Here is a 13,356-nt window from a genome sequence, read left to right as displayed (position 1 = left end):
GGGATGGCTTCGGAGGCGAGTTAGGCGGCGATCCAGGCGACCCGGTCATTCTCCGAACACAGGAGATCGAGATCGGTGTTCGCGGCCAAGAAACGACGCGGCCCGTTGGTCGCATCCGGTGCGGATCCAACAGCGATCCACGCGTCCTGTGAGCAACGCAGGCTGACGATCGCCGAACCGGACGAGACCTCGACAGGCGGAGCGACGATGGTGCTGGTGCCCGCCGACGCGAGGGTCTGCGAGGACACAGGCTTGCGAGCGAGCGCCGCGGCGCGAGCGCTCAGAGGGCCGGCAAACCCGGCGTAGCCGAAGGCGACATGGAGACCAGAGAGGGCCATGGAGATGCTCCTATTAGAAAGGCGCCTCGCGGGCGCCCTGGCAGTGGATCGGATTGTGGGTTCGGCCCGTCAGGACCAGCGGTAGAACGCGACGGCAGAGACCATCGCCAGTCGGCGCGCGGCGGACACGCCGTCAGCCTTCAGCGCCTCGTTGAAGGCTCCGGCCGCCGTGACGCGGTCGAAGCCCCGGCGCAGCAGCTCGTCATGGAGCGCGGCCGCCTTCAGGTATCGTGGATCGCGCGGCGAGAAGGCCCATCGCAGCGACCACGGGATCGAGACGTCGAAGACCGTCCCGTCCTCGACATGCTCCCAATGGCCGGAGCCCTTGTGCCCGAGTTCCCAGCTCGTGCGCCCGTGCTGGCGGTAGAAGATGCCGTCCAGCCGCTCGAAGACGATCGGGGCGTCGGTGTAGGCGCTCACCTAACCGCTCTGCCCGGTGAATACGAACCAGGCGAGCGCCAAATGCGGCGGCGTTGGAAGGTCGATCGGTATGCCGCCGCCGACCTCGCCCGTCTCTGCTCCGCCAGCAGCGATCGAGACGGTTGGCGGCTTCGTCACGTCTCCGACGCCGATACCTGTCAGGAGGGCCTTCTGTGGCTGTGTGGCGGACGCCGTAACCTTCTCGGTCGCATGGCGATGCGCCGGCAGATGATCGGCCGTCAGCGTCAGGGTGGACGATCCGCCTTTCTCCCCGACATTCAACCTGCCGCCAGCTCCCATCAGGAGCCGATCGCGCACGTCCGGCAACACCGCCTCGTCTCCTGGCAGCTTCAGCTTGGTGAAGAAATACGGATAGGCCGCCCGCCGGATCGTTCGTCCGTCCAAGAGCAGCCAGCCGTCATGGTCGCCCGCTTGTAGGCCGGGCTTGCAGTCTCCGGGCTGCGCTATGCGCTTATATCGCTCGCCCGTCATGACTTACTCCCAAAGCGCGTCGGCCGTGACGTCGGCGATCCTCTCGCCTGCAGCTACGCGATCCTTGATCCCCTTCGCCACGAAGATCAGCCGCTGCTTGTGCAGCATGGCGGCGTAGCCCATGGCGATCATCGCGTCGGCGTCAAGCTGCAGCAGGGAGTTGTCGGCCGTGATCCAGGCGAAGATTTCCGCGCCCTTGTCCGTATCTAGCCGCTTCTGCCAACTGAGTTCGCCGGGCTCAGCACCGAGAAGCTTGGCGTCCTGTGCGGCCGACTTGGCCCCGGCGATGTTCTCGCGGTCTTCCTGCCGGCTTTGAATCGTCTTGCCCATGAATGGGAAACCGATCTCGATGCGGCGCACCTTTTCCGCCTCGACTTCGTCGGCAGTCGGTGGCGATGGCTCTAGGACGGGCGGCCGGTCGACCATGACCCACTTCTCGGCACTCGCATCCCAAGCGGCCGTCTGCGTGTCGGTGTCATCCGGCTTCTTCGGCGCCTTGACGAACCCGAGCATGGCTAAATCCGCCGTCCCGTAGGGCGCGGTATAGGCGTTGTTGTCGAGGTCGTAGGCAACGGGCGGAAGAGCCGCAGGGGCGCCGCGATTCCGGCGGTATAGATCGGTCATAGGAAGCTCACAAAATCGATTAGTGCGAGGCCTTCGCCGCCTTCAGCTCCGCCGCCAGTATTCGTCAAGCTTCCGTTGCCACCGTTCCCGGGGGTAACGGGTTGGGTCGCAACGGCCCTATTCGCTGCAAATTCAATCTGCGAGCCGGATACCCCGACGCCTGGAGACGACCCGCCAATACGGTTTCCAGTTTCAGCAGCAACACCGGATCGATTCTCTTGAAAACCGGTGGCAGCGGCAGGGGTTGCGTTTGACGCAATGACCCCACCCTGTGCACGAAGAACCGCACCACTAGGCAACGTGAATGTTACGTCCCCACCGGGAAGACCGGGGCGATTCGAGCTCGGACTAGTGCTCGCGCCGGGTGCACCAACAGCAACTTGAATTTGTTGTCCCGCCGAGATTGTAATATTCGTGCTTCGACCTGTTGCCCCCGACCCACCACCTTGACCGTTTGTTGAAGAGCCAGTTGATACACCACTAGCCCCCGGCCCAATTGCCGTGAGATCCACGAACCCGTCACGCGGGGCGGTCCACGTGTGTGAGCCTTGCTCGTAGCGATAATGCTCCGTTGGACGCAGGGAGACGCCGATGGCCGCCTGAAGCCCGCTCGGCAGCGCGCCGCCGACGCTCTGTGCTACATGGCCCTGCATCAGACGTCCCGCTCATCAAAGAACATGGTGATGTCGATCGTGTCGTTGGCGCCCGCGCGGGTGCGAATGAGCGTGCCGGCTGGCAGGATGGCGCTGTCGGGTCCGAACACGTTCACGGCCTTCCCCACCCCCACGGTCGCGTTGAAGGCGACGTAGCTGTCGGCAATCGTGACTGTAGCCGTGCTATCATTGAGCGACTTGTTGCAGGCGCGGAAGGTTCGGGCGATCCATTCCTTGCCGGTCGGAACAGTCGTGGCGTCTGAGAGCGTCGTGGTGGGCTTGTTCGTGATGATGACAGGGCGAACGGCCATGGGTCAGATCCCGTAGAAGCGCTGGGTCTCGTAGACCGAAGCAGAGACGGCGGCAGGGAGCGCGGCGAACGCGGCGGAGAGGTCGGCGATCTGCTGGGTGAAGTCCTCCGGCGCCGGCGCATCAACGAGAGCGGCCAGGGCCGATTCCACGGTGCCGGTCCGGAACGCGACGTCCTCCGCCACCAGCGCGAGGATGCTCTTGATCTGCTCGATGGTGAGCTTGACCGTCTCGCCGTCCTTCGACGCGGGGATGAGGTGCTGGAGCGACGGATAGCTCGTCGCCGGCAGTTCGCTGATGCGTGTGCCGATCGTGACGTTGGACATCGCTTATGCCCTCGCCACGATCTGATACTGCGCGGAAATTGTCGCGTTCTGCGATCCCGGATTGTAGGCCTGGAGCGCGGTCTTCGTGTTGTAGCGGCTGGTTTCGCTTCGCTTGAAGTTGTTAATGTTGCCCGTCACGCCGAAGTCGACGTTGCCAGCGAGCGAGATTGTGCCGTTCGCTCCCATCTGGCCGAAGGAGACCATCGGCGTGCGCGCCCAGTTGATGTCGATCGCCGAAGCCAGGATCGGATCCGACACGGCGCCGGGCCGAAGCTGAGGGAACGTAAACTCGTTGAAGAACTCGCCCGCGAGCACGTTCTTGTTCGCCAACGGCGTGATCGTCGCGATGTTCGATGAGTTGGTGATCACACGCGCGATCAGCATGTCGTCGTACTTGCTATCGAACGCTGGGGACGTCTCGGGCAGGCTGCCGGGGTTGTAGACCGTCGTGTCCGAAAGATCGCGCAGCTGGAAGTTTTCGCCCGGCGTCCAGCGCAGGTGGTAGACCTTGCTCGGCGCGGTCGGGAAATCCTGCTGCGTGGTCGAGATCGGATAGATGCCGCGGTGAGTGAACGTCACGCCTCCCGGCAGGCGCACCGTACCCGTCCCGGCCGCCACGATCGTGATGCGGCCGTCCGAGGTATTGATCTCGGGGAAGATCGGCAGGCGCGCGCGGGCCTGCGCCATCAGTACAAATTGCGTCGGGTCGATCTCTTCGCCATCGTCCGAAGGCAGCGCCGTTGAGATGATCGCCTGGATCGCTTTGCGCAGCTGCGTCAGGTCAGTGTCGGTCTGCTCGATGCCCGCATACTTGATGACCTCGCCGATCTCGGCCTCGATGCGGTGAAAGAGGCCGTCGAAAAGCTCGCGATCGGCGGGGCCGCAGTCGAAACCGTCCTGGCGCTCGTCGCTGGTCGGGAACCGCTTCACGGCCTCTGTCGCGAACGGCGGGTCAAAGTTTGCCATCTGGCGCCTCTCAGCAATCGTAAGGTTTGACGTCGAGGGCGCACATCCACACGGGGTTCGTGTCGACGGCGTCCGTCAGAAGGGGGCGGTCACGTTCGGTCAGGATCGGGCTGTCGTCTTCGGTGAGGATCGGATCGCCCGGCGTCACGTCGCCCTGGCAGAAGCCTCGCCAGCCGGTGCCGAACCCGAACACGGCCGTGACCGAGTAGAGGTGGAAGCGAATCCCTATGCCGAGCGGCACCGGCAACACGCGCGGGTAGAGCTGCAGTACGGCCTTCTCGGCAGCGGTCAGGTCTCGCCCCGGCGCCACCACCACCCTGCCCCGGTTGCGATCGAGGATCATGGCTTGGTCGCCCCAGAACATGCGGACCACGGTCTTCAGGCTGTCCGTGTCGAAATAGGCCTGCGTCTGGTAAATCCGCGACCGCAGGAACTTCCGGTAGAGCTCGTCGTCGGTGATCGTCACGTAGGAGACACCGAGCACGCCGCAGTCGAGCCAGGAGGCGCCCTCGCAGAAGCCGAGGATCTGCAGCCCGTCATCGTCCCCGCAGGAGAAACCGAACACCGGCTGCGTGACGCAAACGCAGTGCTCGCGAGGGAAGCCGAGGCGCTTGCCGAGCAAGGTCAGCTGGTCGCCCACGGCCGTGTCGATGTCGAAGAAGCTCGGCAGGTCGCAGATGGCCTGCGCCACCATCTCCACCTGCCGCAGTTGCGTGCGGATCAGGTGAATGAGCTTCGGGCTTTCCCGGTACTGCGTGAGGATCCGGTCCAGCCTCGGATTGACGGACTCGAAGTCGTCGACGCAGGTCATTCGCTGATCACCTGGATGCCGATTGAGGTCACGTTCGCGATCTCGAAGAAGTCGATCGGCACCACGTTGTCGAAGGCCTCGTCGAACTCAGCCTTCCGGGCCTGGAAGCTGTCGTAGATGACGCCGTCGAAGTTCGCCTCGAGGAAGGATCGGATTGTGTACGGCGTGATGTTCTCGCCGTTCCAAGGGCGGGTCTCGGAGGCCGTCAGGTGGTCGTAGAGCAGTTGGCCGATCGCCATCGGCGCGGGTGACGGGCACCCCTTGCGCGTCTGGCCGCGGATCACGCGCACCACGAGCTCGACATCGGTCTCGACCGGGCGGATCATCTTGATCGTCCGGCAGTAGCCGTCCTCTTCCACCGGCACCCGGACATTGCCGTAGCTGGAGATGCCCGGCGGAATGAAGCGGTTGATGGCGTCCGCAATGCGCTCGTCCGTCCCGCCCAACGCCGCGACCGCGATGCTGTTCGGCGGCATGCCGTTGTCGTCCTGGGCGCCCGTCTCGTTGACGAAGGCGACGCCCCAGGTCACACCATCGACCGCGCGCACGGCGGTCACGAGATCGGCCAGGGTGATCCGTGCGGTGCCCTCGTTGGTGATGGCGCTGCGGAAGCGGGCATCCGGCAGTCCACCGGGCCTCGCGACCAGCCGCAAGCGGCCGAGGATGTCCAGCCGCGTGCCTTCCGCCTGATCGGGGTCGTAGGACTGGTAGATGTCCTCGCCGAGCTCCCACAGCTCCGAAACGAGGTCAGCGAACAGGCCGTTGATCTGCCCAAGCGGCGACTGCGGGGTCTGGATGACGCCGGGCCCGAACTCGGTCACCAGCTGCTGCTCGACCTCGTCGAGGATCTGCGCAGTGTTCTTGCGGACGAAGCCCGTCGGCTGAACCCCGAAGTTCATAGCGGCTGGTCCTCATCGTATTCGGTCGAGATGTTCGCCTTGGGCACGTCCAGGCGCCGATCGCCGGCACGGAAGCGGATGGCGAACTCGTTGATCGCCGTCACGCCGTCGGTATCAAGGATCTCGGCCTTGATGACGCCCTCGGCCAAGGTCAGGGCTGGCCTCTTACCAAGGATCTCTTCGATCCAGGGCACGCCCGCCGTCGTGTCGAGGAACCATTCCCCCTGGAAGGTCATGAGCCGCTGCTTGGCGTGCTGGCTGACGGCCTGGGCGTCGGTCGCTAGTGCGAGGTCGCCGGAAGCCGTCAGGAAGAGGTCGTTCGTTGCCGGGTCCAGCGCCAGCCCGACGCGCGCGACCGGCGTCACAGCGCCATCTCGCGCAGCTTGCCGGCGATCTCGGCGTAGGCAGCCTGGTTCTCCAGCGCGTGGCCCGATCCGGCCGAGGATCCGTACTTGATGACCAGCGTGTCGGCGGCGAGAAGCTCGGCCAGCGCCGCCATGAGATCGAACCAGTTGCCGGCCGCGCCGCGCATCTTGAACTTGCCGTCCTCGCTCATCTCCATGGCGAAGCGGCCGTCGGCGGACCGGATCTCCATGTTCTGCGAGTTGAAGTTCGGGATCGGGTCGGACAGGCTTTCACCGCCGTCGAGGAAGGCTTCCATGTCCGACAGGTTGAAGGACCGGGTGTCGGACGCGGCATAGGCGCCGTCGGCCGCATGGTAGGTCTCGGACGACCGCATCTGCGGGCGCAGCGTCACCGGGTCGCCGGCCTTGATCGGGGTGGTGATGACGAAGCCGCCGGCGCGCGGGAAGCGCACTGGCACCTCGAGCAGCTCGGGTAAGTCAGTCGGTGTGCCGTTCAGGCGCTTGCGATACAGCGGCTGGATGGTCGCGGTCTGCTTCGCCGCATCGAACGACACGACCCGGCCGGGCATCTCGCCCCACTGGTCTTCGCGCTCTGCCTGCGCCAGCACGCCGATCGCCGTCTGCGGATTGTTCGTGGTCTTGCCGAGGTTGCCCGACACATCAGCCCCCTTTCTTGCGCGGCGGCACACCGATGCCCTCGTCGACCTTGCCGCTCTCGAAGCGCTCGCCGACGATGGTCACGGTGAAGTCGCCGTCTCGGTTGTCGCCGTTGTAGGTGGCGGAGGACACGCGGTAGGCGCCGCCCTCGCCGTTCATCTCCAGGGTCTCGCTCTCGACGATGACCTTGCGGTTCGGACGGATCTCGGGGTTCAGCAGCGCGGTGACGCGCACGCCGTTGTCGGTGATCGTCGGCGTGTCGACCATGCCCGTGCGGGCGCTGATGAAGGCCGAGGACTCGATCGCGGCGTCGCTTGGGATGATCTCGATCGCCTCGTTCTGCGAGGACCAGTAGAGGCGGTGCGAGCGACCGATCCGGTCCATCTCGCGCGAGCACGATCCGCACATCGAATAAGGCCGCTTGAAAGGCGGTAGATCGTCGAGCCCCTTCCACTCTCCGCGGTCCACGCCCTCCTTCTCGAACTCCTTCTGCAGCGCTTCGACCACCTCCTTGACCGGCGTGCCGGCCTTGAAAGTCTTCGAGATGACGGCCTTGCGCAGCGCTGCGTCGCCGTCGCCGCATGATATGCGCGTGACGATGTCGGCGCCTTCGCGGCGGTGCTCGACGTCCCGCAGCCGGCCCTTGAAGATGATGCCGACGTTCGACGACCCGCCACCGCCGGCCAGCATCGCAGGCGGGATGTAGCCGGCCTCAAGCGTCACCTGATCCAGCTCTTTGCCGACGGCGTTCCGGTGATCCTTGGCGAGGTTCCAGATTTCGATGCTGGCTTCGTTCGCTTCGCCCGAGATGTCCTTCGACACCGAGAACGATACCCGAAGCTGGTCCCCGGTCTCGTTGCCAGGGTTCACGACGAAGCCGCCCGACGCCCCCTGGAAGGTGACGCGGATCTTCCGAAGGTACTGCAGCATGAAACCTCTACGCCGCGCGCGCCGCGGTCATCTCTTCGGCTGTGGCGTGGAACATGCGCACCCGGCCTTCCGGCAGCGCCTTGCGATCCGGCTGAGCCCCTGATCCGAGATCGGACAGGAAGATCGTACCGAGCCCGAAGTCGAAGGGCGCGAGCAAGTCCGTGTCGAGCACCAGCTTGCGACCGGTCAGCACGGGCGCCTCGTCAATGGACAGATCCATCATCCAGCGATCCGCGGAGACGTTGTAGCGCAGCCGGATCGTGCAGCGCCGGCCATTCAGGATGACGGTGAACTGCTGGTCCGGCAGGTCGGTGATGACGAACTCGCGCATCACGTCCCCCCGAAAATCTGGAACAGCAGCGAGGATCCGCGTTGTGCGTCCACCGGCTTGGTCACGCTGTCGCCCCGCTGGACAGTCTGTGCAGCGCGATCCTGCGTCGCCTGCCCAGATGCGCGCGACGAGGCCGGAACCGCGCTCCTACGGCTTCCCTTGCTGCCTGGAGCAGCTTTCCCGCCCCGTTCGCTCTTCTGCGATCCGCCGCCGTCCGATGCCGCAGCCTGTCCGGTGTCGACGAGGATCACTTCCTGGAGCTCGATGCGGTTGCGCAGGATGTTGCCGTAGTCGGCGCTCCGCTCCGCGCTCATGTTCCGGATCAGGAGGTTCGTGTAGACGTCGAGCCCCGAGACGACCGTGAACGGCACCCGGCTTTCCTGAAGACGCCGCAGCGCCTGCCACGTCAGCGCAGCGCTCTCGTCCGCGATGTCGAGCACCAGCACGCGCGGCGCCATGTAGGCGTGATCCGCGATGTCCGCGCCGGCCTCGATCGGGTTGGTTGCGATTTCCAGGGTGGATTCGTGCCGCTCCGTGATCACGACGTCGATGGCGACCGGCCCGATGGCGCGGTTGAAGGCGATCGCGCTCATGTGCCACCGATGGCGTTGGGTTGTGTCCTTGTAGGCGCGATGCCGTGCCCACCGGTTCCAACCATGCCGACCGTCTGCAGCGACCGGATGGCGTCTTTTGCCTGCTCGACCTTCTGCAGGATCGGATTGATGTCGAGGTCCGCGCGCGCCTGCACAGTCCGCTCTAGATCCATGAGTGCGGACTTCGCGGCCGCAGCGGGCTCAAGGAAGGCCTGAACGGACGAGATGGCTTTGGCCGCCCACGAAGCGGCATCGGCGAGCGACGAGGGATCGACGCCGTAGTCTCGTTTCAGACCTTCGGCTTGGACCATGCCATCCCGTGTAAGGCTTCCGTCAGCGTCGAAGTTGGCAGGCGCCGGCATTGATTTCCCCGCGCCGCCGCCGACCGAGAGCGTGGGCGGGAGCGCCGGGCCGACTTTGATTTCGCCTATCAGACCGAACTTCGTCAGGGCGCCACCCAGGCTGTCATCAATGGCCGCCACCAGCCGGTCGATCTGCGCGATCGCGGCATCGACGAAGCGGGTCATGGCCTCTTCCGGGTTCTGGATCGCCAGCGCGATGCCCCGGAGAGCGTCCGCGACGTAGCCGATCCGATCGCCGAAGTCGTTGAACGCCTGGACCACGCGGCCCTGAGCGAAGTCCTTGGCCGCCGCGAAGAAGGCCTCAAGCTGTCCCTGCCCGGCTCCTACGTTGATGCCGAAGACGCCGTTCAGCGTGCCGGCTAGTTCGTCCGCCGCCGCACGGACCTCGGCGAACTGGTCGCGGATGTGCTGCAGAGCGTCCTCACCACCGGGCATGGCGCCGGTCATCGACTTGTCGCCGGAGAGGCCCGAAATGATGTCGTCCATCACCAGCAGGGCGGCAATGGCAGGCACGCGACGAGCGATCGCCATCAGCGTACCTCGACCGAGCGCCGAGGATGCGATCAGGCCTGCACCGATGCCGGCGGCCGCGAAGGCCTTGGGCAGACCGCTGATCTTGGCCGTCAGCGAGACGATGGCGTCGGCGGCGTAGTAGAATCCGCGGCCGATCCGGTAGGCCTGGGTGGCGACATGCGCGGCGATGTCCATCGACCGAACCATCACGCGAGAGATGCGCTGGCCGATACGCTCGAACGTCCCGTCCGCCCAGCCGGCGTTTACGAAGTCGAGCAGCCCTTGCAGGCGGCGCTTGATGTCTTCGTAATAGCCCCCGTCGGCGACCGTCCGCAGGAACCGTGTCCAGTTGTCGGAGAGGTTCGACAGGATGCCGCTGAACGTCCGGGCGTAGTCCTCGGAGGCGCCGGCATATCGCTTCCCGATCATGTCGATGAGGAGCTGGATCTCCTTTCGCCCGAGCTTGCCCTTCGACGACAGCTCTTGGACCTCGGCGACCGTCTTGCCGAGGCCTTGCGACAGCAGATCCCAGACCGGCACGCCGCGCTCGAGGAGTTGCATGGCCTCTTCGCCCTGAAGCTTCTGCTTCGTCCACGCCTGCCCGAGCGCGAGAGTGATGCCGCCAAGCTTCTCAGCGCCGCCGCCCGTGGCCGCCATGGCGTCCGTGACTGCCTGAAGCGCGCCGTTGGTCGGGTCGAGGCCGAACGCCTTCATGTCAGCGTACGCGTCGATGACCTGCTGCAACTCCAGAGGCGTCCGGACCGCGAAGTCCGCGATCCAGTCCATCGCCTTCTTGGCACCTTCGGACGAGCCCTCAAGCGCCTTCAGGCGGACTTCGAGCTCCTCGAACGTGCGGCCGGTCTGCGTGGCGCCCGAGATAAAGCTGGAGATGCCCCCGCCGAGCGCGGAGATGCCGCCGATCGCTGCGAACGCCGCCGTAGCAGCAGCTGCGAGCTTCGTCAGACCGACAACGAACGACTTCGCGTTGCCTTCGGCGTTCTCCAGACCCTTGTTGAATTGGTCGAGGTCGCCCTTGCCCCTAAGATCGAATCCTAGGACGGCGATCAGTTCGTCGACAATCACGATGCGAACCTCGGAGAGAACATGAGCATGAAATCTTGGCTGCTTGGCGCAGTGCTAATCGCATCCGCAACGCCGGCTATGGCTGGCGCATGGGAAGAGGCGGTCCTAACCAAACTGCCGTCGTCGGTTCCTCAGATCCGCGACATAAGCTGGGGCCAGCCTGGGTCTCTCTGGCTGTTCGTTCAGAACAACGGGCAGAACCGCGACGGCTTAGCGAAAGCCGCATGCGGGTCGCTTGAGTTTGTCGAAGGCACGCCGGAGATGCGCCGCATCTTCATTCGCGTGTGGGACGCTGCCAACGTCACGCCTGATCGAATGACCGAGATCGGCTATGCGGAGTGCGTCGTTCCAGGGTGACCACCCCCACTCACGGCAAGGCATCAAAAAGCCGGCGGTGGATGCCGCCGGCTCTGCGATGCCTCAGGCTTTGCCCGCCTGTTGATATTTGGACTGTGTGAATTTCACGTCCACGAGCGTTATGCGGTTGATCGCAGTTCGTTCGTACAGGAGGAAAACGGTCGGCTCATTATCGTCAACCGATCCGGGATACTCCACGAGTCGCAGATTCCCGGATTCGGTCACTGGCATGCCCACTTCCGGGTTGTCTAGGATGGCCCAGGTGATCGCCTCCCAAGCCCTAACCCCTGGCTCCTGCCATTCGAACAATGCCCCGTCCAAGGCGTCTGTGACAGCAGCATCCTCTACGAATGAGATATCGACAGTACGTCTCACCTGTTGAGCTTCAGCCGATCTGCAGAAGCTTTTGCCCATGCGATCGCTTCCTGCGAAGGCTGGCCGATGCGGCTTCGGATGCGTGACTGTCGCTCGTCCGTCAATCGCCGATCGCGGTGTGTGAAGACGTAGGATTCGCCCTCCCAACCATCCGACCGCAGACGAACCTCCAGATCGGCCTGTAGACGCTTTCCTTCCAGCAGCAGTTCAATCTGCCCCGTCCGGAACATCCCGATAGCCGCATAGTACCGACGATTCAGCTTCCTGATCGCGCGTCCTAAACCGGAATTCAGGCGTCCGATCTCGCGTGCTTGTGCGTCGAAGCGATGCAGGAATTCGCGCATCTGCATGTCGATGACGCGAATATCACCCTCCAACTGCTGGTTCAGGACAACGAAGCGCTGACGCGCACGCCAAATCCATTCGAGCGATCCTTCGGTGGACATGAGCTGTTGAGCTGCAGATCGCATATCCACCGCCTGCTGGCGCGCGCGAGCCAGCATTTCGCGGCCCTTACGCTCTTCGCTACTCACGTGGTCCTTGAGATTGCTGAGAAAGGCGCGTGAGGTGACGTTGGCTGAAGGCAAGGGGTGGCGAACGGACAGCGCATCTGCTGTCTCGAAAGCTTCCTTCATGAAATGCAGCATCGACGTTCTCCGCAGTACGCCAGCGAGACTGCCACTCTAACCAATCAAACAAGCACTAAGCTATGGCGGCTGAAACGTCGAATCCAGGCGAAGGCCACATCACGAAATGGCATAGCCTGTTGAAAACCTGACACGCATGCATCAGCGAAGCCCCTCACCGTCATCCGTTGACGGTTGCGCCCTCAGTCCCGCCTCACGCGGTCCGCCATGGCCGCCTTCAGGTCGAGCGCCTCGTTGGCGTCCATGACGTCGGCGATGGTCACCCACTGGCGAAGGTCGGCCAGGGTGTAAATCGGCGGCTCGGCCAGAACCGGCCGCCACAGCATCATTTCCGTGGCGAGATTCGGCGCGATCCGCTGGACCTCGGTCGCCGTCAGGCTTTTGCCGTCTTGGCGTCCCCCATACTCCCCACGAGCCCGGAGATAAAAGGGCCGAGCACCTCGCGCAGGACGAACCCGACGAGCTGATAGAGGCCGGAAGGATCGGACGAGAACTCGACGTCGAGGTCCGCCTGCTCGAAGCGGCCGTTGTCGCCCTTCACCTCCGCCATGGACACGAGGTCGGAGATAAACGCCGTGCCCTCGTCGGGCGACAAGCTGCCGAGGATGCCGAGCACGGCCGTGACCGCGTTGGCGTTGGCCGCCGCGCGCGCATCGCCATCGGCGGATTGCGCTGCCTGCACTGCGCCGAGCACCTTCGCGAGGTCGGTCGACGACTTCGCCAGGATGCCCATGACGCGAAACTGCAGCTTGAGCGCATCGGTCGCCAGCGGCTGCTTCACCTGGAACGTGCGACCGCCGATCTTCTTCTCAGCCATTCACATCACTCCTTCGGAAGCCGGGCTTGGTAGTTGCCGGTCCAGAGCACCCACGTGCGGACCGCGGCGTTGACGCCGTTCTGCGAGCCGGGCTGCTGAACGATGTGAGCCTTGTCGCAGGCGCCGCCCTCGTTGCTGTCGCTGTCGCGGACGGTGAAGGGCACACCCGTCATGTCGCCGTTCTGCTGCGCCAGCAGGAGGCGGTGCAATTGGTTGTGGATCGGCGAGCGATGCTGGACGCGCAGGGTGATGCGGGCCGAGTTGTTGACGGCCTGGCTGAAGATCGTGGATCCATCCGCGCCGACGAGACCGGTGCCGACATCGGCGCCCGGCTCGACCGTGATGCTGTCGTCGCCATCCCAGAGGCCGATCACCTCACGGCCGTTGAGCGTCGCCGCGACGTTGGCGAACGAATAGGAGGTCTGAAGGCTCGAGACACCCATGCGTGCTCACTCCTTGGTGTGTCTAGTTGTTGATTGTGCTATAAA

The 13,356-nt window shown here is 64.5% G+C and carries 22 protein-coding genes; 1 reads left to right on the top strand and 21 read right to left on the bottom strand.

Annotated features, from left to right (window positions below; translation table 11 throughout):
• Positions 1-20 precede the first annotated feature (20 nt).
• The 16 genes from D3218_RS13175 to D3218_RS13105 all read right to left on the bottom strand — a co-directional run bounded on the left by D3218_RS13175 (position 21) and on the right by D3218_RS13105 (position 10,672).
• The gene (locus tag D3218_RS13175) at positions 21-338 is read right to left on the bottom strand and encodes a hypothetical protein (RefSeq protein ID WP_119540541.1); all 318 of its coding nucleotides are present in this window, start codon (positions 336-338) and stop codon (positions 21-23) included.
• 69 nt (positions 339-407) lie between these two features.
• The gene (locus tag D3218_RS13170) at positions 408-758 is read right to left on the bottom strand and encodes a DUF1353 domain-containing protein (protein WP_119540540.1); all 351 of its coding nucleotides are present in this window, start codon (positions 756-758) and stop codon (positions 408-410) included.
• Positions 759-1,250, bottom strand: a complete 492-nt coding sequence (locus tag D3218_RS13165) for a hypothetical protein (RefSeq protein ID WP_119540539.1) — start codon at positions 1,248-1,250, stop codon at positions 759-761.
• A 3-nt stretch (positions 1,251-1,253) separates the two neighbouring features.
• Entirely contained in the window at positions 1,254-1,874 is a 621-nt protein-coding gene (locus D3218_RS13160) for a DUF4376 domain-containing protein (protein ID WP_119540538.1), read from the bottom strand.
• Complete coding sequence (locus tag D3218_RS20400; RefSeq protein ID WP_483458056.1) at positions 1,871-2,527, bottom strand: glycine-rich domain-containing protein; 657 nt, start codon at positions 2,525-2,527, stop codon at positions 1,871-1,873. The genes D3218_RS13160 and D3218_RS20400 overlap by 4 nt, the downstream gene beginning before the upstream one ends.
• On the bottom strand, positions 2,527-2,838 hold the full coding sequence (locus D3218_RS13155) for a hypothetical protein (protein WP_119540537.1): 312 nt from the start codon (positions 2,836-2,838) through the stop codon (positions 2,527-2,529). Before D3218_RS13155 ends, D3218_RS20400 begins: the two co-directional genes overlap by 1 nt.
• 3 nt (positions 2,839-2,841) lie before the next feature.
• Positions 2,842-3,162, bottom strand: coding sequence for a hypothetical protein (locus tag D3218_RS13150; protein WP_119540536.1), 321 nt, complete (start codon positions 3,160-3,162; stop codon positions 2,842-2,844).
• Positions 3,163-3,165: 3 nt separating this feature from the next.
• Entirely contained in the window at positions 3,166-4,128 is a 963-nt protein-coding gene (locus D3218_RS13145) for a hypothetical protein (RefSeq protein ID WP_136625098.1), read from the bottom strand.
• Positions 4,129-4,138: 10 nt separating this feature from the next.
• Positions 4,139-4,939, bottom strand: coding sequence for a baseplate wedge 1 family protein (locus tag D3218_RS13140; RefSeq protein WP_119540534.1), 801 nt, complete (start codon positions 4,937-4,939; stop codon positions 4,139-4,141).
• On the bottom strand, positions 4,936-5,838 hold the full coding sequence (locus D3218_RS13135) for a hypothetical protein (RefSeq protein WP_119540533.1): 903 nt from the start codon (positions 5,836-5,838) through the stop codon (positions 4,936-4,938). Before D3218_RS13135 ends, D3218_RS13140 begins: the two co-directional genes overlap by 4 nt.
• Positions 5,835-6,203, bottom strand: a complete 369-nt coding sequence (locus D3218_RS13130; RefSeq protein ID WP_119540532.1) for a contractile injection system sheath initiator — start codon at positions 6,201-6,203, stop codon at positions 5,835-5,837. Before D3218_RS13130 ends, D3218_RS13135 begins: the two co-directional genes overlap by 4 nt.
• Positions 6,200-6,862 carry a Gp138 family membrane-puncturing spike protein gene (locus tag D3218_RS13125; protein ID WP_119540531.1) on the bottom strand — a complete coding sequence of 221 codons (663 nt, stop codon included), beginning with the start codon at positions 6,860-6,862 and terminating at the stop codon, positions 6,200-6,202. The genes D3218_RS13130 and D3218_RS13125 overlap by 4 nt, the downstream gene beginning before the upstream one ends.
• A gap of 1 nt (position 6,863) precedes the next feature.
• Positions 6,864-7,790, bottom strand: a complete 927-nt coding sequence (locus D3218_RS13120; protein WP_119540530.1) for a phage protein — start codon at positions 7,788-7,790, stop codon at positions 6,864-6,866.
• 7 nt (positions 7,791-7,797) lie between these two features.
• The gene (locus D3218_RS13115; RefSeq protein WP_119540529.1) at positions 7,798-8,121 is read right to left on the bottom strand and encodes a phage baseplate plug family protein; all 324 of its coding nucleotides are present in this window, start codon (positions 8,119-8,121) and stop codon (positions 7,798-7,800) included.
• Positions 8,121-8,714 carry a phage baseplate protein gene (locus tag D3218_RS13110; protein WP_119540528.1) on the bottom strand — a complete coding sequence of 198 codons (594 nt, stop codon included), beginning with the start codon at positions 8,712-8,714 and terminating at the stop codon, positions 8,121-8,123. Before D3218_RS13110 ends, D3218_RS13115 begins: the two co-directional genes overlap by 1 nt.
• On the bottom strand, positions 8,711-10,672 hold the full coding sequence (locus D3218_RS13105) for a tape measure protein (protein ID WP_119540527.1): 1,962 nt from the start codon (positions 10,670-10,672) through the stop codon (positions 8,711-8,713). Before D3218_RS13105 ends, D3218_RS13110 begins: the two co-directional genes overlap by 4 nt.
• Positions 10,673-10,693: 21 nt before the next feature.
• Between D3218_RS13105 and D3218_RS19530 the strand changes: the two genes are divergently transcribed.
• Positions 10,694-11,029: a hypothetical protein gene (locus D3218_RS19530; protein WP_136625097.1), complete on the top strand. Its 336-nt coding sequence runs from the start codon at positions 10,694-10,696 to the stop codon at positions 11,027-11,029.
• 63 nt (positions 11,030-11,092) lie between these two features.
• On the opposite strand, the gene D3218_RS19525 is transcribed toward D3218_RS19530, so the two are convergent.
• The 5 genes from D3218_RS19525 to D3218_RS13090 form a co-directional block, all read right to left on the bottom strand.
• Positions 11,093-11,443 carry a hypothetical protein gene (locus D3218_RS19525; protein WP_136625096.1) on the bottom strand — a complete coding sequence of 117 codons (351 nt, stop codon included), beginning with the start codon at positions 11,441-11,443 and terminating at the stop codon, positions 11,093-11,095.
• The gene (locus D3218_RS19520) at positions 11,401-12,051 is read right to left on the bottom strand and encodes a hypothetical protein (protein ID WP_136625095.1); all 651 of its coding nucleotides are present in this window, start codon (positions 12,049-12,051) and stop codon (positions 11,401-11,403) included. The genes D3218_RS19525 and D3218_RS19520 overlap by 43 nt, the downstream gene beginning before the upstream one ends.
• 182 nt (positions 12,052-12,233) lie before the next feature.
• On the bottom strand, positions 12,234-12,380 hold the full coding sequence (locus D3218_RS19780; protein WP_168990516.1) for a hypothetical protein: 147 nt from the start codon (positions 12,378-12,380) through the stop codon (positions 12,234-12,236).
• Between the two features lie 44 nt (positions 12,381-12,424).
• Positions 12,425-12,868, bottom strand: coding sequence for a phage tail assembly chaperone (locus D3218_RS13095; RefSeq protein WP_119540525.1), 444 nt, complete (start codon positions 12,866-12,868; stop codon positions 12,425-12,427).
• Between the two features lie 5 nt (positions 12,869-12,873).
• Positions 12,874-13,311 (bottom strand): phage structural protein, encoded by a 438-nt coding sequence (locus tag D3218_RS13090; protein WP_119540524.1) that lies wholly within the window; start codon positions 13,309-13,311, stop codon positions 12,874-12,876.
• Positions 13,312-13,356: the final 45 nt, after the last annotated feature.

Source organism: Aureimonas flava (assembly GCF_003583935.1).
Lineage (GTDB): Bacteria > Pseudomonadota > Alphaproteobacteria > Rhizobiales > Rhizobiaceae > Aureimonas > Aureimonas flava.
This window is presented reverse-complemented; position numbering and strand designations above follow the sequence as displayed.